We start from the raw sequence: 22,544 nt of genomic DNA, 5'->3' as shown, positions 1-22,544 counted from the left end.
ACCAACACTCGCTTTTGGCGATCGTAATCGCCAATAAGTATATTTATTTGCTATTATGATCGCTAAAAACGATATGAATTGAGTTTTAGAGTCAATCCTTCTCCTCAAAAAACTTTATATCTGCTTCATACTCTCCTTTTTCAATATCTTCTTTCTCCACCCAATAGCGGGAAGTGATGATCTCATACGTATTTTTCTCTTTTTGGTTGTATGTCCAAATGATTTTTTCAGCATCTCCGAAATCAGCTTGTCCCGTCACCTGATCTTCATAGAGTCGCTGTATGATACTTCTTTCGCTCAGGCTTTGTGCCAGCGCTTTGGTCAGGATTTCCTTATTGACTTCAGTGTTTTCATCTGCGGTCAGTTCCATCATGATGACAGAAGCCTCAGTATTGGGAAATTTGCCTTTGTATGCCCTATACAATAGCTGATTGATATTGAACAGATCATAATGAAATGAAGGATTAGCATAGGTTTCAGCTACTTTTTCATCCTCCATATCGTGGCTGATGTCTTGTATCTGACCTGCTGTAAGCTGGCCACCGAGCTTGTAAGTCAAGATGATTTCTGCAGCTTCACTGGGCTCAAAATCTGTAATGGCCATATAGAGCAATTCTTTGAGTTCTTCAGGTTTCACTTTGTCCGCATCGGGCAAATCCATTTTGTCCAGCAATTGGATGAAATCATCATTAGTCCAATAACCAGGAAGTTCATTGACTGTTTTAATATTGAGTATTTTTACTTGTATTTTCATGTGCTGTAATAATTTAGCATTTTATCTTTTTGATCGTTGGCATTAGACTTTCCATACAGTTTTTGTAAAGCTGCAAAAATAATGTTTCTCCTACAACTCATCCTCCATAATCCACAACTGAGTCCATTTATTTTGCCTAAAGAGCAGGATGTCTCCACTTTTGCTTCATAAATCAAATAAAATGAAGCAAATATTCAACATTCTTTTCCTTTTAAGTAGCATATCGATCTGGTCTCAAAATAGTATTAATGGCCGTGTCGTTGATCAGCAAGGCATAGCCATCATCGGCGCCAATGTATTTATCGAAGGTAGTTATGATGGATCTGTCACAGATGAAAATGGTGACTACCAATTCAAAACATCAGAAACAGGTGTACAAACGCTTGTGATCAGCTATCTCTCTTACGAAACATTCAAAAAAACAGACGATGTGTCTGCTTTGTCAGGACTTACCGTCAAGTTAAAGGAAAGTGTCACATCACTGGATGCTGTTGTCATTACGGCAGGAACTTTTGAAGCCGGTGATAAAGCAAGAGTATCTGTCCTGAAACCACTCGACATAGTCACTACGGCAGGTGCTGCAGGAGATATCATAGGTGCATTGACTACTTTGCCTGGCACACAGACTGTCGGTGAAGATGGAAGATTGTTTGTCAGAGGTGGCGAAGCCAATGAAACACAGACATTTGTTGATGGCATGCGAGTAGCACAACCTTACGGACCGACAGCCAATAATACACCCACACGAAGTCGTTTTTCACCTTTTTTGTTTAATGGCGTGTCTTTTTCTACGGGTGGATATAGTGCCGAATACGGTGAAGCATTGTCTAGTGTCTTATCATTGAATACCATAGCAGAACCTACTCAAAATCAAACCGATATATCTTTAATGACAGTAGGTCTAGGACTCGGTAAAACCCAAAAATGGGACAATCAGTCCGTTACACTTAATTTGTCATACATCAATCTCGGGCCGTATCAGAAGATCGTACCACAAGACTTAGACTGGAATAAACCGGTACAATCTGGTGGTGGAGAAATCGTGTATAGATATAAATTTAAAAATGGTCTATTGAGAGCCTATGCAGCTTTTGATGGTTCTCATTTGGATATCAATGATGAAGATATCAACCGTCCGGAGAAAGTAAGATTTGCACTCAAAAATAAGAATACTTATGGCAATATCACTTATAAGGGTACCTTAGGAAAGGATTGGATGATTCATACAGGTGTAAGTTATGGTCAGGGAATCAATAGGATTTCTATAGACAAAGACCAATTAAACAATACTGAAAATGCCATGCATACTAAACTCAAACTCACACGCACTATCTCTGACAGAATCTCGATTTATGGCGGATTGGATTACTTTTATACTGATTTTGACGAGAAATACGCAGAAGCTTCAGGTATGGAATATCCTCTAGGTTTTACCAATCACATTGGTGCAGCTTACATCGAATCAGACATATTTTTAAGCAAAAACCTAGCATTCAAAATTGGTGGAAGGGCTTCAAGAAATGACTTATTGGACGAGATTCACTTTAATCCAAGGGCGTCTATGGCTTACAAAATATCTAAAAGTAGCCAGTTTTCCTTTGCTTATGGAGATTTTACCCAAATGCCCAATTATGAAGTCATCAAGTTCAATCAAAACCTAAGCACAGAGCGTGCTAAGCACTACATTCTCAATTATCAATACAATAAGGAAGGCCGTTTACTTCGCACGGAAGCCTACATCAAAGATTACAGCAATCTTATAAAGTACAATACTGTGCGTCCACAATTCAATGCCATGTACAACAATAACGGTAGTGGATATGCTCGTGGTTTCGATGTTTTCTGGCGAGATAGCAAAACTGTCAAGTACACAGATTACTGGATTTCGTACTCATATATTGACTCTGAGCGTGACTACCAAAACTTTCCTGTCCGAGCCACACCTTCATTTATTGCAAATCATACACTTTCCATCGTCACCAAACACTGGATCGAAAAACTCACTTCGCAAATTGGCTTTTCTTACACCGTCAACTCAGGCAGACCATACAATAATCCCAATGAAAACACCTTTATGAATGGTAAAACCAAAGCTTTCCAAAACCTAAGTTTCAACTGGGCCTACTTGATTACGCAACAAAAGATTTTGTACTTTTCTGTATCCAATATCTTAGGCACCGACAATGTATTTGGGTATCAATATGCCAATACGTCTGACATGGATGGACAATTCCAAAGACGTGCCATCGGACAGCCGGCAGATCGGTTTGTATTCCTAGGATTTTTCTGGACCATCAGTGCCGATAAGAACAAAAATCAATTGAATAATTTGTAAAAGTGGTAAATCCACATATCAGAATTATAGTGAATAGAAAATATTCTGCGAAAAATTTAAATCACAATTAATTAAAAATCAGATTATTGTGATTTTTAATTTTCGCAATCAATTTTCTATTAGGTATAATCCTTAAAATTTTCGATTATGGACCTTACTTTCCCAGCTGCATAGACAGGTATATTTATAAGTGTAAATGGTTTTCCGTTTATTGTTTTTACATCCTCTACAAAGTATTTATTTGTACTAATCCTTACTGCGAGATTATGGTCAACTCTATCCATGAATTCAAACAATGATCTAAGCCGCCCTGTTGGACCGGCTTTTACTTCGATCGGTATGATTCTGTTATTATGATTAATTACAAGATCAACCTCTGCGTTGCTATCTTTTGATTCTTTAACCCAAAACATGTATTTTTCTATTAGAGAGTAAGAATGAGACATCACTTCTTGAAGGCAGACATGGTTATAAATTGCTCCCCTAAACTGATCGTTCATGTCTTCATTTAAGATTAAGTCCACAGCCTTATTATTAACATAAAGCAACAAACCTGTATCTAAAAACTGAATTCTAGGTCTTTTTTTGAGATCAACCATGGTTGGAACTTTAAGAGATGTCGTAGGATATATTAATTGAAGAATTCTTGCTTGCTGGAGTTTACGGAAGCTTTCTGATATCTCTTTACCTTTATACATGGATTGACCAAATGAATTAAAACTAAAGCGATCCAATACATAAGGAGCATTTTCTATGACATAATTCAAAACTTTTTTTTCTGAATTATTTTTTCCATATTTATTTATATCTTCTAAATAATTGAACCAAATATTTTCATAAATAAGATTTAGACCTTTCATTGACTCATTATCATCCACATATGTCTTTATTGCTTCCGGCAAGCCTCCTACTGCCATATAGGATCTAAAGTATTTTAAAAACATCTGATGATAATTACTATCAAAATTTAGTGAATCCCACTTTTCAAATAACACATCCTGACCGATGGCTTTCAAAAACTCATCAAATGATAGTGGATGCAATAATACTTGTTCTACTCTACCTACAGGCATAGCAGTGATATCACCTAATACAAATTCTAATAATGATCCCGCAGCAATAACATGTATTTTAGGTAGCTCTTCATAAAAATACCTCAATAAACCAATACACTCGGGCATTTGCTGTATTTCATCAATAAAAAATAAAATATATTCACCCTCTGATATCTTTATCTTTCTATCTATTATTATCAAATCAACGATTAGACTGACGTTATCTTGATTCTCAAAATATTTTCGATCTTCCTTTTTTTCCAGGTTTAACTGAATAAAATGATCGAAAGACCTACTTACTTTCTTTACCAAGGTAGTCTTACCTACTTGCCTGGCACCTCTTATGATTAAGGGCTTCCGTTGGCTTCGATTTTTCCAATCTTCAATATACTTCTCTAAATTTCTGTAAAACAATGTATTATAATTATTATTTTGACACAAATATAATACAAAATATCATATCGTTACTTATTTTCCATTAATATTTACTCATATCGGCACTTAATTAATGTATTTATTTACTCATATCGTAACCTATTTGTTGTTATTATTAACTCATAACGGCACTTAATGTAGAAAATTGCAGTGAATTGTCATTACCAAAATAGTACACTTGGAATTTTTTCTAATTGCATTAAAATGTTTACAAGACTATGCCTTTCCAGCATTTAACTTATCTTATTGGATAGTTAAAATGCACCCACTGAGCGAAATCTATGTTATTTTGACTACATTTCGCTCAATAACTCATTCTTTTATAAAAATATCAGCGTCCAATACCTAAGATAAAAGAGATTTTATATTAAATTTATCAAAAATCAACGTATGTATCCAAAAAAACGTTTAACATAAGTATAAAATGGTAGCTTATGAAACTTGTTGTATTTAGTCTTTTATTATTGTTTGCATTTTCTTCCACTTTTGGACAAAATACCGAGCCTATTCCCAATTTGCTATATGAAAATTTTGTCAAGGCGTATGATGAGTTGGATGCAGAGAAACTCGCAAATCTGTACACAATCAATGCAGAAGCACTCAACCTATACGACAGAAGCAATCCGAACTCATTGAAAGGAAAGGAAGATATAAAAAAATATTTTGCTAAATTCTTTCAAGCTATTAAAGACAATAATCAGAAACTGCAACTCACATTTAAGATTATTGACAGAAAAAAAGTAGGTGATAATGTATTGGATAATGGATTTTACAGGCTTGAAGTATTAACACCCAATAAACCATCTTCATTTTCATTTGGCAAAATATCTACTGTCCTTGAACTGCAAGATGGTGTATGGAAGTTTAAAACGGATGCCACTACCAATACCGACTTTATAGAATATGAAAATGCGGGCCACAAAACCATACCCGAAAGGGAAGAATTGCTTTATCCGCAATATTATGATGAACTTTTGGGAGATTATGTCACTGAAACCAACCAAATCATCGTCATAGGTCGGTCGCAAGTTAGATTATATGTCTATTTTGAAAAAACCAATGAATATCGTGGCCTAGGCAAAGTAAATGCAACGACCTGGACTGTTGGGAATGCTGTCAGATCTGATGAAGTAGTACAAACATTTAAGTTTAAAGACGACAAACTAGAAATTTATGAAAAGGAAAAACTAATAGCATCAGCTACCAAAAAACCATTTTATATAAATGAAAAAGTGACTTATTTAAACATTAAGGGTATAAAATTGGGCGGTACTATATTTATTCCGCAAAAACCAAGTGGAAAGGCAATTGTATTGGTACACGGCTCGGGTCAACAAGACAGAAACGGATATGTATCTATCATAAGATTATGTGCTGATATTTTTGCAAGAGAAGGCATTACAGTTCTGACATACGATAAGCAAGGCGTCGGACAATCAGAAGGAAATAGCGAATATGAAAGTTTTGCTGAGTTGGCAGATGATGCTCTTGGTGGGCTTGACTATCTAAAGACTAGGAAGGATTTGAGATTAACTAAGATTGGCTTAGGAGGTAGTAGTCAAGCGGGATGGATCATCGCAAAAGCCATAGAAAAAAGGAAAAACGATATTGGTTTTGCTTTGACGATAGGTGCAGCAGGTAGTGGTATCAATGTGATAGATCAAAACTTATACAACACAGAAGTCTCAATGAAATGTGCAAATATTTACGCTAAAACCCAAATAGAAAATGCACTTACCCAACAGCGGTACTTTTTTGATTATTTACAAAATCAATCTCATGCTGCAAAATTGGACGATTTTACCAAGAAGATTGAAAAAGACACGCTTATCAGAGATTGGCTATTTCCTAGAAGTTATCAAATCGATTTGAACAATAGAAATCAATGGTTTACGGCATTGGAAATAAACTTTAATCCATTGCCCATTTGGAAAGGCTTTAACAAACCTACATTGATGCTATTTTCTGAACATGACGATTCTACACCATCCAAAGATGTAAAATCCAAAGTAGATAACTTACAAAATAAAAACATAAAAACTATTTTGCTAAACAATAGCCAACATATCGGCCTTGAGACCAATTCAGTGTGCAGGAATGACTTTGCAGACCTGACAAAATTTCATAAAGATTTTTTTGCAAACATGAAAAGTTGGCTGAAGGCACTTTAAAAAAAATTGAAAATGAAAAATTGGTTCCAAACAGTAACAAAACGCTTTTTGGATCGTCCTTCTTTTGATCAATCGATATGTTTAGCACTCATACCTACAACTTATGTTAAGCTCGATGGTATGGTCAATACATAATTGACAAGATTGAAGATTCTGAGTACAAGCATATGATCATCAGTGAGTGTGAAGATATCAGGAAATTGGTTAATTGAAATTGAAATGTCAATAAAATACTGACTTTTAAAGACTCATCTAACGTAAGTCGTAGTTAAACCAGTCGTTGATTTAATACCTTAAAATTTCAATTTGGTCATATACATTCAAAATAGTTACTTTAAAATTGCAACCTTCATTACATTAATTTCGTCCTTATGCCATATTGCTTAATACAAAAACAATCTGACATGACGCTTAAATTTATACATCTAATAATATTTTGCTCGTTTACTTTACCTATATTTAGTCAAACTCCTACCCAGGATTTAGAAGTATTGATGATTGGAGCATCGCACAGTTACGATCCAAACTCTAATCAGGACCTAACGAGAATACACGAAAAAATTAGGATTTTCAAACCAGATGCTTTTTTTGGTGAGTGGCTCTCTCCTGAGGATGAGAAGAGTATCAAAAACTATTGGAATAAGGCTAACGTTTTGAAACGAACATCAAGATTAATGAGTCGTAAACCGATAAAAGAAAATGACCTGAATTCAGAGATTAATCAACTTGAAAACCATGAAAATCACAATCCCGATGACATGAAGGCACATATAGATTTAGCCTTTGCATATTATCTAAATTTAGATGCTGGCAATGGTTATTTTCAAATGTGGCAAGTAGCTAAATATCTCAAGTCAAACCAACAAGATACTGCTGTTTTTAATTATGCTAGAAGGTTGTTTTTACCTGTTTCTATAGATTCTCTTCATAAAATGATAAATTATTATAGTGATGACGAGTATGATTATATTGCTCATCCGATGATGATCAAATTTGGCATGAAAAAAATGTATCCTATGGACTCACAAAGATGGGACGAAAAATGGAATAAGGCTTGGGCGGAAGCAGATTCAATTTTTAAAACTAGACTTGAAGTTTACAAAACTGATTCTTTGAGCCAAACTGGGATCAAAGTAAACCAATTGAATAAATTAGTGCAAAAACGAATGGATTATCTAATGGAAGATGCAGTGAAAAAATATGGTGAAAATCATTTTACAGAAGTCTTGAACAGTCCACAAATTACAGAGTGGATTTATAGGATTAATTTTGTCTCAGATGAATACAGACAATTAGATTTTTTCCCAGCTGACTTCTATGGATGGATGCTCCATTATTGGTGGCTTAGGAATAATGATATGTGTGACAATACAATTAATAGAGCAAAATCAAATTTATTTAAAAAAGTAGTTATAGTAGTTGGTACAAATCATGCAGCTATAATGACGAAACTTTTCAAAGAAAAAGGAATTAAAGTTACTAATATCAATGACGCACCTGAAGAATAACCACATTTAGCTGTTGTTTTTTTGCTCCACAAAGATTTTTGTGCAAGCATAATAAGTTGGCTGAAGGCACTTTGAAAAAAGAATGAAAATGAAAAATTGGTTCCAAACAGTAACAAAACACTTATTGGATCGTCCTTCCTTTGATCCATCGATATGTTTATAATTTATTTCAGATCAAAGGTATTTTATATGAAATCAGAATCAATTCGAAAAGCATCATCCTTTGGGATATTTTTCATAATTATGTTTTACTGCCAATTTTCAATAGCTCAAGAAGATTTAGTAAAAGTACAGCAGTTTGAAAATAGTTTGTTAAGTAATCAACAGATTAAAGATAGTACTAAGCAATTATTCAATATTGAAGAGCGAATGAAATTCAGAAAAGTACCTGCTCTTTCAATATCTGTTATAAAGAATGGACAGATAGTACTATCCAAATCTTACGGCAATGCAAACATTACAAAAAATATAAAGTCCGATAACAACACTCTTTTTCACTTTGCATCGGTTAGTAAGACTGCGAATGCACTTTGCATCATGAAATTAGTGGAAGAAGGTAAGCTCTCACTTACAGCGGATTTTAGAGAATATATTAAAGACGGAAGTTTTAAAGAAAATAAATACTCCAAAGGACAAAAAATAACGATTGCCAATTTATTGAGTCACACAGCAGGGATCAATAGAGATGATGGACCTTCGGGAGATTATAGCCATGATAAGCCTTTGCCAACAATTATACAGATCGTAAAAGGGGAAAAACCGGCATTAGGAGATGGAGCTTACTGTGTGACCAAACTCAATGAAGCCTACCAATATTCCAATCAAGCGATCTGTATCTTGCAAAAAATACTTCATGATAATTTTGACAAAGATTATAATCGTCTCTTAACTAGTACGATTTTCAATCCTTTACAAATGAGCAATAGTACTTTTGTATTGAAATTGGATGCTACAAAACAATCTAATCTTGCATGTGGCTACGTCTTTGATTACCAAGTGGTTCCGCAATGGGTATTTCCATGCCAGGCTGAAGGTGGATTGGTCTCAACATCTCATGATATTGCAAAGATGGTAATTGCCATCCAAAATTCTTTGCTAGGAAAAGATAATGCTTTACTCAAGAAAGAAACAGTAGATAAAATGGTGAACCCACAGCTGGAATCGATCACTTATACCGGCAACCTTGATCTTCCATATAAAAATGGATTGGGTCTTATGCTTTTTGAAAAAGGTGGACGAAAATATTTTACACATACAGGAAGCATAGATGGATATACATCAATCTTCATAGGCAGTATAGACGGAATCGACGGAGCAGTCATCACTTTAAACTCATCGTATGCTGGTATCATACCCGAAGTGATCAATAGCGTTGCTACTACATTTGAATGGGACAAATTTGTAGAATTCAAATACAATCATGCTATACCAACACAACCATTACCAAATAGCGCTTTTATAGGGAAATATAAATTGCCATCATCAAAAAAGGAATACTCATTTTCAATAACCCAAGACAAAGATCATTGGTACATACAGACTATCAATGATGGCCACGCTGAACGACTTTATTTTTCTTCAGAAAATAATGCTTTTGTACTATCTAGAGGATACACGCTAGAGTTTACCAAAGGAAATAGTATTATCTTAAAAAACAACGGAGAATATTCTGGTGAAGTAATCAAAACTAATTGAATATGGCTTCAAAACTCTCAACTCTCTTTTTTTAAGTTATAAATCGAAAAAATGGATCTATATTGTTTGTTTTTATTGATATATCAATTATATTTGCATCAAATAAATCAAATATATGAAAAGTTTAGACCAAGTAATATTTTATAGTATAGAAAAGACTATCAAAATGTACAGACAATTTGCTCAAAAAAGCATTAAAGATGCTGGTTTCGACATCACTATTGACCAATGGTTGGTGCTTAAAACAATCCAAGAAGATGCCACTATCAGTCAGCAACAGTTGGCAATAAAAGTATTTAAAGATTTTGCTTCAATCACAAGAATGATAGAGTTATTGGTAAAACATGGCTTTTTGAACAGAGATTTTCACCAAGAAGACAGGCGACGATTTAAACTATCACTAACCGAAAAAGGAATACAAATAATTGAATCTCTTGAACCAATTATTAGTGCCAACAGAACAAAGGCTTTGGTTCAAATATCAAGTGTTGAAGTTGAGCAATTACAGGCTATTCTTTTAAAAATAACAACTAATATTAAAAGTAAATAATATGAAAAAGTACATCCTGTTATTCGTATTCGTAATCGTAACCTGCAATGGGTTATTTGCACAAGACAAATCTGCTTTTCAAATAAATTCGGCATCAAAAAATACTTTGATTACTAATCTTTGTAAAACATTGAATAGAAACTATGTCTATCCTGAAAAAGCAAAGTCAATGATTGAGTTTCTGGTGCAACAAAACGTAAAAGGCATTTATGATTCACTTAGAAATGAAAACGAATTGGCGAATAGGGTAACCAAAGACCTTCGCTCAATTTATGGTGATAAACATTTGCGGATAGAGTACAATCCAGAACTTGAAAAAGAAATTTTGGAATTTTTATCTTCTAAAAAAGGATCTAAAAAAATTACTTCCGAAGATATTGAAATTGATAAGAAAAAGAATTTTCATTTTAGAAAAGTAGAAATTCTCTCATCAAATATTGGCTACATAGAATTAAATGGATTTGCCGTTCCAAGTCAATCTACGAGTAAAACCATTCACGCTGCCATGCAATTGGTGGCAAATACTGATGCCTTAATAATTGATTTGAGGAATAATTTTGGTGGAAATGGGAAAGTAACGGGTGAAATTTTAGGTTATTTTTTTAGTGCAAAAACTTTGACAGGCAGGAGTTTTAATAGAATTGAAAATAAATGGACGGATGAATATGTAAAAAATAGCAATGACTTGGTTTTGAACATGCCTATCTATTTGCTAACAAGCCATAGAACTTTCTCTGCTGCTGAGTCATTTGCCTATAATTTACAAAATTTAAAAAATGCAGTAATAATTGGTGAAAACACAAGAGGTGGGGCTCATTTAACCAGAAGTTTTAGTTTGGGCAATGGTTTTGTTGGTTTTATCCCTTTTATGCGTGGAGAAAATGTGATAACCAAAACAGATTGGGAAGGAACGGGCGTAATTCCAATTTTTAAGGTAGAGGAAGAATACAGTTTGGCAGCTGCCAAAACGAAAATTTTAGAGGCAAAACTAAGTAAGGCAAAATCAGATGATGAAAAAAGGCAAATCAACTATTTAATTAATTATTCCAAATCAAAAAATACAAAGTTTAACCCTGATTTGTCAGTAATTTCATCTTTTGTAGGTGAATACGAATATTTTGAAGTTACACTCAAAGATAATCAGGTGCATTTTATGGATAAGAAAAACCATAAAATGCCAATAAAAACAAAGGCAATCACTGATACACTTTATCAAATAGAAGATGATTATCAGATTGAATTTGTAATGGATGAAAAAGGTAAATGCACTGCCTTCAAAATGTATTGGGACGATGGTTATGAAGAAACTATATTGAAAAACAAAAAATAATCGATGACATACGCTATAGAAATAAATAATCTTAGCCACTATTTTGATAATAAACAAAAGGTGCTCAACAAAATCAATATCACAGTACCTGAAAGCAGTATTTACGGCTTCCTAGGTCCGAATGGTGCAGGTAAAACCACATCATTGCGATTGATGCTCGGATTGCTTCAAAAGCAAGATGGGAAAATTAATATTTTTGGAAAATCATTCGATAAAAATCGAATAGAAATATTAAAACAAACGGGTTCATTAATAGAATATCCTTCCATTTACGGTCAACTCTCTGCAAAACAAAACTTACTTGTTTGGCAAAAAATATACCAATGTCCAATCCAGAGTATAGAAAATGTGCTTAACATCGTAGGCTTATCAGACACAGGAAATAAAAAGGCTACAGACTTTTCGCTGGGAATGAAACAAAGATTAGGCCTAGCTATAGCCTTGCTAAATAATCCAAGACTTTTGATATTGGACGAACCAACCAACGGGCTTGATCCCAACGGCATCATCGAAATCAGAGATTTACTCATTCACCTAAATAAAGAACGAGGAATTACAATATTGATCTCAAGCCATTTATTGAGTGAAATTGAAAAATTAGTGACACATATCGGTCTTATTAATAAGGGAAATATGTTGTTTGAAGGTACCTATCATGATTTGCTTATCACCAATAAAAAAACAAGTGGTGTAATGCTTCAAACTTCACAAAATGAAAAGGCCATGTCGATTTTGAAAAACAGCTATGAGGTGACTATGATAGATAATAAGATACAGATTGCAGCATACACAGATGAAGAAATTGGGAGTATAGTGCAGTGCATCGTCCAAAACGACATCAGGGTCTATGAGGTGCAGAGAAGAGATACCGATCTGGAAGATATTTTTATGAATTACATCAATTGAGCTACCTATGAATTTTATAAATAGTTTTCAAAGTGAATGGATAAAAACCAAAAATAGTGCAGTAATGTGGTTGACTATTGCCGGTGCTTTATTTGTTCCCGTTATCATTACTATTAGTAGATTGGTACAACACAACCAAACCTTACTTGTCAATTCATCTCAAGGTGCCTGGATGAAAATATTCAATCAGAATTGGCAATTTATGGCAGTTTTGTTATTGCCGATGGGTATCATTTTAGCGAGTAGTTTACTTGCTCAAATTGAGTTTCGAAACAATACCTGGAAGCAGGTTTATACCACTCCACAAAAAATATCGACGATATTTTGGGCTAAATATGCCATCGTCTTTTTTGTGCTCATTCAATTTTTCTTTTTGTTCAATCTAGGTATTTACTTATCAGTCGTCTTGCCTTCATTTTTACTTAAGGATGTCCCTTATCCTACAGATGCCTTTCCTTATCTGGAATATATAGAACGAAGTTCATATTACTTTTTATGGTGTCTGCCTATTGTTGCCCTACAATACTTACTTAGTTTACATATTAGAAATTTTATTATCCCAATGGGTATTGGTTTGGCATTGACGGTGGCGGCACTCATTGCGATCAACAATCAGTATGGATATATTATGCCATACACATATGGAGGCATGAAGTTTCTTGTAGCGGACAACAGAATAGACGAAAGCATTAATATATCAAAATGGGCATTGGGGTATTTTTTATATTTTAGCTTGGCCAATTATTTGATTTTCTTTTGTAAAACGCAAGTCACACAATCTAAATATTTGCGAGTAAAACCATTGATTTTTGTTTTGTCTGTAGGATTAGTTTTAGCTTTGTTTTTACTACTCAGTTACAATAAAAATAACAATAAAAAATCTTTCTCAAGTCATAATCCCGAAGAGATAGAACAACTTATAAGACAGGTAGAAAATAATTTAGGTGCACATGACCTTGATGACAATAATGATAATCCTGAATGGACTCTCACTGAAAGAATGAAATTTCACAAAGTAAAAGGACTCAGTATCGCTGTTATACATAATTATAAAATAGAGTGGGCAAAAGGCTATGGCTTGGCCAATGAAGAAGAGAACGTACCTGTAACCACCAATACTTTATTTGAGCCAGGCTCTTTGAGCAAATCAGTAAATGCATTAGCTCTTATGCACCTGGTACAAAATAAAAAAATTGACTTATTTGCAGATATAAACCTATACTTACATACCTGGAAGTTTCCCTATGATCAACAATACAAGGGTAAAACTATCTCACTTGCAAATTTATTAAGTCATACCGCAGGCTTAAGTGTAAGAGGATTTGAAGGATATAGACAAGGAGATAGTTTACCGAACATGCTTCAAATATTAGATGGTCAAAAACCTGCAAATTCCAAAGCAGTAAGGTCTATCTTTGAGCCCAATAAAAAAATGGAATATTCTGGTGGTGGTACGATGATAAGTCAATTGATGATGATGGATGTTGCCAAAAGTAAATATGACAATTATATGGCTGAACATATTTTAAAACCACTACAAATGACTAACAGCTTTTACTCACAACCTATTCCGGAAAGTAAAAAACCAATAGCTGCTACAGGTTATGACAGTCTGGGTAAAGTCTTACCATATAAATATCCTATCATGGTAGAACAAGCAGCAGCTGGGCTTTGGACGACACCCACAGACATGTGTAAATTTATAATTGAGATTCAAAAATCTTTAATGGGTACTTCCAATAAAATCATTAATCAAAAAAACACAGAACTTATGTTGACACCATACATAGACGAAAGATCAGCATTAGGCTTTTTCGTAGACGATATCAAAGGGCACAAATATTTTAGTCACGAAGCAGGTAATTGGGGCTTTAGCGGTGCCTATTATGGCAGTATGAAGGATGGCTATGGCGTAGCAATTTTTATCAATTCTGAAAATGATCAAATTATTAAAGAACTAGGCAACAACGTGATTGAAGTGTATAATTGGGGTGGTTTTGATAAAAAGGAAAAAAGAAAAACTGTAGTTGTTCAAGATAACACATCAAATCAATATCTTGGTGCTTATGAAGCAAAAGTGGAAAAAAGAAAGCTCGAAATCGTGAAAGAAAACAACACTTTATACCTTGTAACTAATAAACAAAAAATGAAAATATATTTCGTAAGCAATAGTGAATTTGTAAATATGGAAAACCCGAGTATAAAAACATTCCAATTTGAAAACAAAAAGGTTAGAGGTTTAAAAATTAAATTCAGACATCATGAAACATACTTTGCAAAGACCAGATAAGTTATTTATTCTGAGCACAAGATATTCACTGTTAATGCTACTTTGTTCATTATTAATACCTTCTATGTTTTTGAGTTGTCAAAAACTTGAAGGCAATTTCCCTATAATAATCAGAAATAATACTCTATATACACTGAAAGAACTCAAGGTTGAATGTGGTGCTGATCCAATATTTTTTGATGTAGGACCAAATGCATTGTCAAAGGAAAAATTACTCGAAATCGGAGGGCGAGAAGTAGTGAATGAGATATTCGTTTCTATAAGTTTAGCACACTACCAAATAGATACCCAAAAGGTGATATATAATAAAGGGAATCTAGAAAAAAGAAATAAGTTAAAAAGTAATAGTGTAAATTACATCAAAGCAAGGATAGATAGTAGTGCACTACCTATTGTAAATTTTAGATTTTCAATCGAAGAATAGAGTGAAGCTTGGGAGTGTAAGAAAGATTGTGTAAACTAGTATCAAGGAGTTAGGCTTCCATCTGTGGGGGGTACCCCCCACAGATGGAAAATTTTTTAATATGTTTGTGCGACCAAGTACAGACACATTTTTTAACCTAACAAATTTAATAGTTATGCAAAGTAACAAATTTAATCTTAATCTCTCTGAATTTCTTCAGGATGTCAAGTCTCTTAATGATTTTGACAATGTTATGAATGGTCTTTACAAAGATGGCATTCAAGAACTTTTAAAAGCTGAACTAAGTCATCATTTAGGCTATTCAAAACACTCGCCCGATGGGATTAATTCAGGTAATTCCCGGAATGGGTCTTATAAGAAAAAGATACGCACTACACAAGGACAGGTAGAGTTGGATATTCCACGGGATCGTAACGGTGAATTTGAGCCTATCATGTTCCCAAGGGCCAAACTACCACTGAGAAAGTAGAATCTGTCATTACATCTCTTTACAGCAGAGGTATGAGCACCGATGACATAACAGCTCAAATTCAGGAAATTTATGGCTTAGACGTTTCTAAAACCTTTGTTTCAGATATTACAAACAAAATGATTCCGGCTATCCAGGAATGGCAAAACAGACCTTTGGATAATACTTATTACATCGTTTGGATGGATTGTATTTGTTTTAAAATCCGGCAGGATAATAAAATCATCAACAAGAGTATTTATATCGTTATAGGACTGAAAACCAATGGGATCAAAGAAGTTTTGGGCATCTGGATGAGCGCCAACGAGTCTGCCGCGTTTTGGCTTTCTGTCTTAAATGAGCTCAAAGACAGGGGCGTTAAAAGATGCTCATTGCATGCACTGACAATCTTACAGGATTCACTCAGGCCATTCAAACTGCTTTCCCCGATACCGTATCCCAGCTTTGTATCGTTCATCAAATCAGAAACTCTATGAAGTTTGTCCCATGGAAAGATAGAAGGGCCTTCCTGGCTGATTTAAAAACTGTTTATGCCGCTTTAAATATGGAAACTGCTCTCATTGCTTTTGAAGCTTTTAAAGCAAAATGGGGGTCTAAATATGCCTATGCCATTAAAAGTTGGGAAGCAAACTGGTCAAATCTATCTCCCATGTTTCAGTATCCTACTAACATTCGTAAAATTATGTATACCACTAATACCATTGAAGGCCTCAACAGAGCCATCAGAAAATTTACCAAAACCAAAACACTTTTTCCAAATGATCAGGCAGCCTTGAAATCTGTATATCTTGCTATTCAGCAAATTCAAGTTAAATGGACAATGCCAATTCATAACTGGCATATTACTCATAATGAAATTTTAATTATCTTTGAGGATAATTTGATTCAGCCATAATTCTTTGAAGTTTTGTTTACACAAAATATTTTACAGCCTCGGAATTTTACCTTTCCACTCTGAAAGCTTCAACAGGAATTTCTGTTTTTTCCTTCTGGACAATTTGTTTTACCAATAATCCAGTAGCTGCTGCCAATGATATGCCCAACATGGCGTGGCCACCCGCAATAGTTACATTTTGATGATGCGGGCTGTTGCCTAAATACGGTAATCCATCCGGCGAACAAGGACGAAGTCCACTCCATACTTTTTCCACTTGTGCCTCCGGGAGGTGTAAATCAGGATAATAATCATTTGCCGCATCTACTATAGGTTTGACCCTTTTCATATTGATATCGCTATTGATGCCTGTCAGCTCCATAGTACCACCTACCCTAAGTGAATTGCCTAGTGGCGTCATAGCTACTCTCGCATCTACTAAAATGGAAGGATGGGCCAAATTATAGGGCCTGTTATTATAGGTGACACTATATCCTTTTCCAGCTTGAAGCAAAAGACTGATACCAAGCTTAGCAGACAATATTTCCAGCCAAGAACCTACTGCTACTACCAAATGATCGCAAGTGATTTTGCCCTTATCGGTTATTACCGCTTTAACTTGTCCTGATTCTACTGAAATCCCGGACCTCATGTTGATATAAAATTTTTACACCTGCATAGGTCAGCCATTGAGTGATGGACGCCATCATGTAATGGATGAAGATGACAATCGATAGGAAAATAGACGCCCCCAATTACATCTACCGTGACAGCCGGTTCCATCTTTTGTATTTCTGACTGAGACATCACCGTCGCTTCCATTCCGTATTTTTTTGCTTCTCGGGCTAGTTCGGCTTCGTGGTGGCCGGTTTCTTCTGTTTTGTACAACATAAAGCAACCTTTGGTCTCCAATGAAAAACCCTTATTAAGATCATTGTTGAGATCGATAGTCAGTTTTCTGGATAGTTGCAAGATATTATTGAGATGCGGAGCATTTTTTGCAACAGTTTTTTCGTTGGCATTGGAGTAAAACTTTAGTCCCCATTTTACTAATGATGTGTCGAGCCTGGGCTTGATATAAAAAGGACTGGAGGAACTCAGCATCCATTTAAGCCCCTGAGCCACTATCCCCGGTGATGCCAAGGGTATAAAATGACTGGGAGAGATATATCCTGCATTTCCAAACGAACAATTGTTAGTGCCATCACTTTTCTCGATAATGGTCACTTCATGTCCTGCTTTAGTGAGGTAGTATGCTGTTGTCATTCCTATGACTCCGGCTCCGATTATGGTAATGTGCATTAAGTATTCTGTGTATTATTCATTAAAAAAGAAAGTGCTGATATATTATTATTTTATATCAGTAAAGATTTCTTCCAATTTGTAAGTCAAGTCAGGGTGTATATGATGTCACCTCATCATCCTGCGCGTAGGTTTTGATACGACGGTATTTATTGTTTTCAAGGATAAATACTTCGATGAGCTTTTCCTGAGGCATAACTATCCAATATTCCTTTACGCCTGCTTCTTCATATACATCATATTTCAGTTGAAGGTCCTTTTTACTGGTATGTGGAGACAGGATTTCTATAATCCAGTCCGGCACTCCAAAACAACCTGCATCCTCAACTATTTCAGGATTACAAATCACACAAATATCAGGTTGAACCACTGTAGTGGCTTTATCTCTTTCTTATTGGCGATAGGTAGTATGACATCAAACGGAGCTATAAATGCCCTGCATGTCGACTTTCTAAGCAATTGCCACATAGGCCCATGCAAATTCCCGGCAGCAATCTGGTGTGATGACCTTGGTGCTGGGCTCATTCTGAAGATCTTACCGCGTATAAGCTCGACCATTTCTTCAAATTCAAATTTCATATAGTCGGCATAAGTATATTCAATACCATATTCACCCGCAGGCTCACTGACAACATTTTCTTTAATATTTTCAGACATATGTTTAAGATATTTTCTGAACACAAATATAAGACTGTTTTACATCTCACAAGATAGATATCCGGTTTATAGGAAAATATATTTTTCAAATCACCTGAAATCCACCGGCATATGGATCGTCTTCAGGGTCAACAAGAATGGTATTGTACCCATATATTTTTGCCCAGCCTTCGATACCGGGAATGATGGCATCAAATGGTCCAACTTTGGTGAGTCCTTCGATTGTACCTGTAAACTTACTGCCAATAAAACTTTCGTGAACAAACTTATCGCCTTCTTTCAGTTTTCCTTTGCGTACCACTGTGCCATTCTCGCCGAAGTACCTGTGCCACATGGTGATCTGTCGATGGCTTTATCACCATAAAATACCGCATTTCTGGCGGTAGAAGTTGGATCGATCGTGGCACCCGTCCACAATACATGGCTACACCAGTTGATATCGGAAATCTCGGGATGCTGAAATGTATATTTTTGGTTGATATCTGTACGTATTGCCCTGCTCCAGGATATGAGTTGATCGGCTGTATATTTTTCAAATCCGGGATAATTCTGCTGCGGATCTATGATAGCATAAAAATTACCTCCGTAAGCGACATCAGCTGTTAATTCTCCAAGATCCGGGCAAACTATTTTTAAGTCTGCTTTATACAAAAACGAACCAACGTTCGTTAATTTGACAGATGTCACTTTACCCTTTTCATTTTGGTGATATACTATATGTACCAACCCTGCCGGGGTTTCCATTTTTATTTTGCCAGGATTACGAGGAGTGATAAGTCCTTCTTCAATGGCTATGGTGATAGTACCGATAGTACCGTGTGCACATAGGCAGACATCCACTGGTTTCTATGAATAGGACAGCAACATCATTTTTGCGGGTCATGGGGTGGATACAGTATACTTCCGCTCATCATATCATGACCGCGGGGCCTCGAACATGAGGCTTTTTCTGATCCAGTCATGATGTTCCAGAAAATAAGCTCTTTTCTCCACCATATTTTTCCATTCAGGTCCGGACCACCTCCTGCTACCACACGTACAGGATTGCCACATGTATGGGCATCTATACAGAAAAACCGCTTTTTTTGCATCATTTATTTTTTATTCAGTTCAGGGTATATTTTTTTGCCGGGCAGTGATCGCACCAGGCCCTTAAATTCGAGTTTGAGCAGCAGGCTTGACAGAGGGATGGGGACATTGCCATCTTATAAGTAAGTACATCCAATTGTGATCTCTCTTGCATCTCTGATGATGGTCATCATTCTGGACTCGTCTTCTTCCAATTCGATAAACAATTGTTGTTGAACTACTTTTTGGCATCCAGTTCTTCCCATCTCATGACATAAGCAATATCAGAGCGGATTCTATCAGATGCGCTTTATTTTGCTTGATGAGTTTGTTACATCCTTCCGAACGTTCATCATTGACAGGTCCGGCAGTGCAAAAACATCTCTGTTAAAATCATTGGCAAATTCAGCTGAGATGATTGATCCGCCTTTTCGTTTAGACTCTATTACTACTACAACATCGCTCATGGCAATGATTCTGTTGCGCATAGGGAAATTTTCTCTATCGGGAAGGGTGCCTGATGGAAATTCTGTGATGACACCTCCGTGATGCTGTATCATTTTTTTAGCCAAAGATGTATGATCAGAAGGATAAACCGGTCAAGACCATGACCGAGGACACCCACAGTAGGTATGTCTGCTTCAAGGGATTTTATGCGCTGTAACGTCTATTCCATACGCTAAACCACTGATCAGCAGGATATCATAGGGTTTGAGTCCTTCGACTATTTTTTCACACATGACTTTCCGTAGTCTGAAGGCTTTCTGGTACCGACAATGGCTACTGTCCGGTGATGGTTGAGTACTGCGCTGCCTTTATAATACAATATCAATGGACATGATTCGATTTGAAGCATACGTTTTGGATAGTTCTTATCCAAGTAAGATAAAAGAGTTATGTCATTTTTAGCAATGAACTCCATCTCTTTCCTGCTTGCAAACCGACAGGATCGAAATTTTCAGCTATGATAGGTCCTATACCGGGTATTTTATCAGATTTTTTACTTTCTTTAAACACTGCTTCTATGCCTCCACAATAAGAAATAAGGTTTTTCCCTATGACAGGTCCAACTTTGGTGTTTTTGTAAGTGCTATGAGGTATAAATACTCCTGACTGGTCATTGTAGAGACTGTGCTGCGGCTTTAAATCTTGCGGCTTCTGCTGCGTTTCCGTTTATTTCATACGCTTGCCCAGGGGCTATATTTACCTGCTTGTTTGCTGGTTGAATTTCATAAGCATATTTGAGAAAATCAACTGAATACCTCCTCCTCATATCGTTAAACTGCATCAATTCCTGACCCACTTCAAGATAAAATGGAAATAACTCCTCGTTATGGCTTCCTTTTAAATAATCACTAAATTCTTTAATAAAACCAATATCAGGCCGACGCAGGATAACAGGTCGAATGCCTTCAATGTACTTTTTGATATCTTTGTCAAACTTGTACCGCTCAGATACTACACCCAGTACCATCAGATTGCCATTGATATATTCCGGAAGTATATCTACTGCCTTTTGAGCATATTTTTCTGTCCTGTCTATAAGTTTTTCTTTTTCTTCAATATTTTCTGTCACCTTGAATTTTTCAAAAGCGCAGTTGCTAAAAATGAATTAGCGCGAGCACTATTAGAAGGATATTGCTACGGCGGCCTCATTGAGTGAAAGTGCATCTTTCCACACTGGCACCCTAACAAATGTCTTGGCACCATACCCCATAATTGCAATTAAAGCTATAGCCAGTCCTGCTTTGTAACCATACTTAGGAGACAAAGCCGGGAGATGTTCCATTAAAAAATAGGCAACAGCAATACAAAACCCTGCTGAGGCCATAAATATGAATCGTTCATTCATAAATGTGCCAAGGTTGATCACAAAGTTGGACACGATCGTGAGAGCAAACAAGTAAAACCAAATGGAATATGAGTAAACCGTCTTTTGTCTCCATCCCTTGAATGCCAGGATGGCCACAAACTAATATAAGTAAATAATGAAAGTAAGGGAATAGGTTTAAATACGCTGATCTTCGGAATGGCATATGGATAATAATCATGAGACAGTGGATGTGGCCAAACCATGAGTTGAATGTACTTGAGTAACGTGTACATGATACTCCCCAGTTTTTGGTCAGGTTTCATGCTCAGAAATGGGTTATTCATGATGTCTTTGATCTCCTGACTGAATTTTGGGACACCTGCCATATTGAATCGTAGCACAAGATACAAGACTGTAGTGACTATAGCTACATTACTAGTTTCCTGAGCTTGTTCCAGTCAGGTTTCCTAAAAAGTAATGCCAAAGTGAATGATAGCCAAAAAAGGTGGGCATTCTTTGATAGTTAAACCTAAAAAATACATTCCATGCTTATCGACAGCCATTTTAGGCTACTATTGTCTATAAACCTCATTGCTCCATAAAGAGCCCCCAATGAAAACAACATGGCCATGATTTCATCTCTGCCTTGATATTTGCTACAGCTTCAGTATGTATGGGGTGAGCGATAAAAACAATGCACCAACAAAGGGACAGAAACCACCATTTGTTACTGCAGTAAAATTTCTAAACATGGGCGCCAGCACCATCCATAAAAGAATGCCCGTCAAACCATACAGCTGTAAATATTGATAAAGTGACTGAATACCGGGTTTTCTTTCCGAAAAGAATACCATATTCAACTGCAAAAGTGGCAATTGATAAAGGACGATACCGGTTACCTTGACCAA

At 35.8% G+C, this 22,544-nt stretch carries 19 protein-coding genes and 3 pseudogenes; 10 read left to right on the top strand and 12 right to left on the bottom strand.

Features of this window, described 5'->3' with window-relative positions; genetic code table 11:
- Positions 1–91 precede the first annotated feature (91 nt).
- On the bottom strand, positions 92–754 hold the full coding sequence (locus IPK35_00330) for a hypothetical protein (protein ID MBK8051744.1): 663 nt from the start codon (positions 752–754) through the stop codon (positions 92–94).
- A 181-nt stretch (positions 755–935) separates the two neighbouring features.
- Between IPK35_00330 and IPK35_00325 the strand changes: the two genes are divergently transcribed.
- Positions 936–3,089 carry a TonB-dependent receptor gene (locus IPK35_00325; GenBank protein ID MBK8051743.1) on the top strand — a complete coding sequence of 718 codons (2,154 nt, stop codon included), beginning with the start codon at positions 936–938 and terminating at the stop codon, positions 3,087–3,089.
- Between the two features lie 119 nt (positions 3,090–3,208).
- Here the strand turns inward: IPK35_00325 and IPK35_00320 are convergent, their stop codons facing one another.
- Entirely contained in the window at positions 3,209–4,558 is a 1,350-nt protein-coding gene (locus tag IPK35_00320; protein ID MBK8051742.1) for an ATP-binding protein, read from the bottom strand.
- 455 nt (positions 4,559–5,013) lie between these two features.
- On the opposite strand from IPK35_00320, the gene IPK35_00315 reads away from it, so the two are divergent.
- From IPK35_00315 to IPK35_00275, 9 genes and pseudogenes are all read left to right on the top strand, one after another.
- Positions 5,014–6,750, top strand: coding sequence for an alpha/beta hydrolase (locus tag IPK35_00315; protein ID MBK8051741.1), 1,737 nt, complete (start codon positions 5,014–5,016; stop codon positions 6,748–6,750).
- 404 nt (positions 6,751–7,154) lie between these two features.
- Entirely contained in the window at positions 7,155–8,258 is a 1,104-nt protein-coding gene (locus IPK35_00310; protein MBK8051740.1) for a hypothetical protein, read from the top strand.
- A gap of 189 nt (positions 8,259–8,447) precedes the next feature.
- A complete protein-coding gene (locus IPK35_00305) occupies positions 8,448–9,953 on the top strand; it encodes a beta-lactamase family protein (GenBank protein ID MBK8051739.1) in 1,506 nt (501 codons plus the stop codon).
- A gap of 115 nt (positions 9,954–10,068) precedes the next feature.
- Positions 10,069–10,503, top strand: a complete 435-nt coding sequence (locus IPK35_00300; GenBank protein ID MBK8051738.1) for a MarR family transcriptional regulator — start codon at positions 10,069–10,071, stop codon at positions 10,501–10,503.
- Position 10,504: 1 nt separating this feature from the next.
- Positions 10,505–11,833, top strand: a complete 1,329-nt coding sequence (locus IPK35_00295) for a S41 family peptidase (protein ID MBK8051737.1) — start codon at positions 10,505–10,507, stop codon at positions 11,831–11,833.
- Between the two features lie 3 nt (positions 11,834–11,836).
- Positions 11,837–12,739 (top strand): ATP-binding cassette domain-containing protein, encoded by a 903-nt coding sequence (locus IPK35_00290; protein ID MBK8051736.1) that lies wholly within the window; start codon positions 11,837–11,839, stop codon positions 12,737–12,739.
- Positions 12,740–12,746: 7 nt separating this feature from the next.
- Positions 12,747–15,029: a serine hydrolase gene (locus tag IPK35_00285; protein ID MBK8051735.1), complete on the top strand. Its 2,283-nt coding sequence runs from the start codon at positions 12,747–12,749 to the stop codon at positions 15,027–15,029.
- Entirely contained in the window at positions 15,001–15,453 is a 453-nt protein-coding gene (locus tag IPK35_00280; protein ID MBK8051734.1) for a hypothetical protein, read from the top strand. The genes IPK35_00285 and IPK35_00280 overlap by 29 nt, the downstream gene beginning before the upstream one ends.
- Positions 15,454–15,607: 154 nt before the next feature.
- Positions 15,608–16,817, top strand: a pseudogene (locus IPK35_00275) (IS256 family transposase).
- Positions 16,818–16,863: 46 nt separating this feature from the next.
- Here the strand turns inward: IPK35_00275 and IPK35_00270 are convergent.
- The 10 genes and pseudogenes from IPK35_00270 to IPK35_00225 form a co-directional block, all read right to left on the bottom strand.
- Positions 16,864–17,448: an FAD-dependent oxidoreductase gene (locus IPK35_00270; GenBank protein ID MBK8051733.1), complete on the bottom strand. Its 585-nt coding sequence runs from the start codon at positions 17,446–17,448 to the stop codon at positions 16,864–16,866.
- Positions 17,445–18,098 carry an FAD-dependent oxidoreductase gene (locus tag IPK35_00265; protein ID MBK8051732.1) on the bottom strand — a complete coding sequence of 218 codons (654 nt, stop codon included), beginning with the start codon at positions 18,096–18,098 and terminating at the stop codon, positions 17,445–17,447. Before IPK35_00265 ends, IPK35_00270 begins: the two co-directional genes overlap by 4 nt.
- A gap of 48 nt (positions 18,099–18,146) precedes the next feature.
- Positions 18,147–18,755 (bottom strand): annotated as a pseudogene (locus tag IPK35_00260) (Uma2 family endonuclease).
- An 85-nt stretch (positions 18,756–18,840) separates the two neighbouring features.
- Positions 18,841–19,846, bottom strand: a pseudogene (locus IPK35_00255) (4-hydroxyproline epimerase).
- Between the two features lie 276 nt (positions 19,847–20,122).
- Complete coding sequence (locus IPK35_00250; GenBank protein ID MBK8051731.1) at positions 20,123–20,383, bottom strand: DNA-processing protein DprA; 261 nt, start codon at positions 20,381–20,383, stop codon at positions 20,123–20,125.
- A gap of 164 nt (positions 20,384–20,547) precedes the next feature.
- Complete coding sequence (locus tag IPK35_00245; protein ID MBK8051730.1) at positions 20,548–20,745, bottom strand: DNA-processing protein DprA; 198 nt, start codon at positions 20,743–20,745, stop codon at positions 20,548–20,550.
- 195 nt (positions 20,746–20,940) lie between these two features.
- Positions 20,941–21,399 carry a hypothetical protein gene (locus IPK35_00240; protein MBK8051729.1) on the bottom strand — a complete coding sequence of 153 codons (459 nt, stop codon included), beginning with the start codon at positions 21,397–21,399 and terminating at the stop codon, positions 20,941–20,943.
- A gap of 51 nt (positions 21,400–21,450) precedes the next feature.
- Positions 21,451–21,675, bottom strand: a complete 225-nt coding sequence (locus tag IPK35_00235; protein MBK8051728.1) for a hypothetical protein — start codon at positions 21,673–21,675, stop codon at positions 21,451–21,453.
- A gap of 17 nt (positions 21,676–21,692) precedes the next feature.
- Positions 21,693–22,022: a DUF1736 domain-containing protein gene (locus IPK35_00230; protein ID MBK8051727.1), complete on the bottom strand. Its 330-nt coding sequence runs from the start codon at positions 22,020–22,022 to the stop codon at positions 21,693–21,695.
- Between the two features lie 270 nt (positions 22,023–22,292).
- A partial coding sequence (locus IPK35_00225) for a hypothetical protein (GenBank protein MBK8051726.1) occupies positions 22,293–22,544 on the bottom strand: 252 nt, incomplete at its 5' end.

The sequence above is a fragment of the Saprospiraceae bacterium genome (genome assembly GCA_016713025.1).
GTDB lineage: Bacteria > Bacteroidota > Bacteroidia > Chitinophagales > Saprospiraceae > OLB9.
This window is presented reverse-complemented; position numbering and strand designations above follow the sequence as displayed.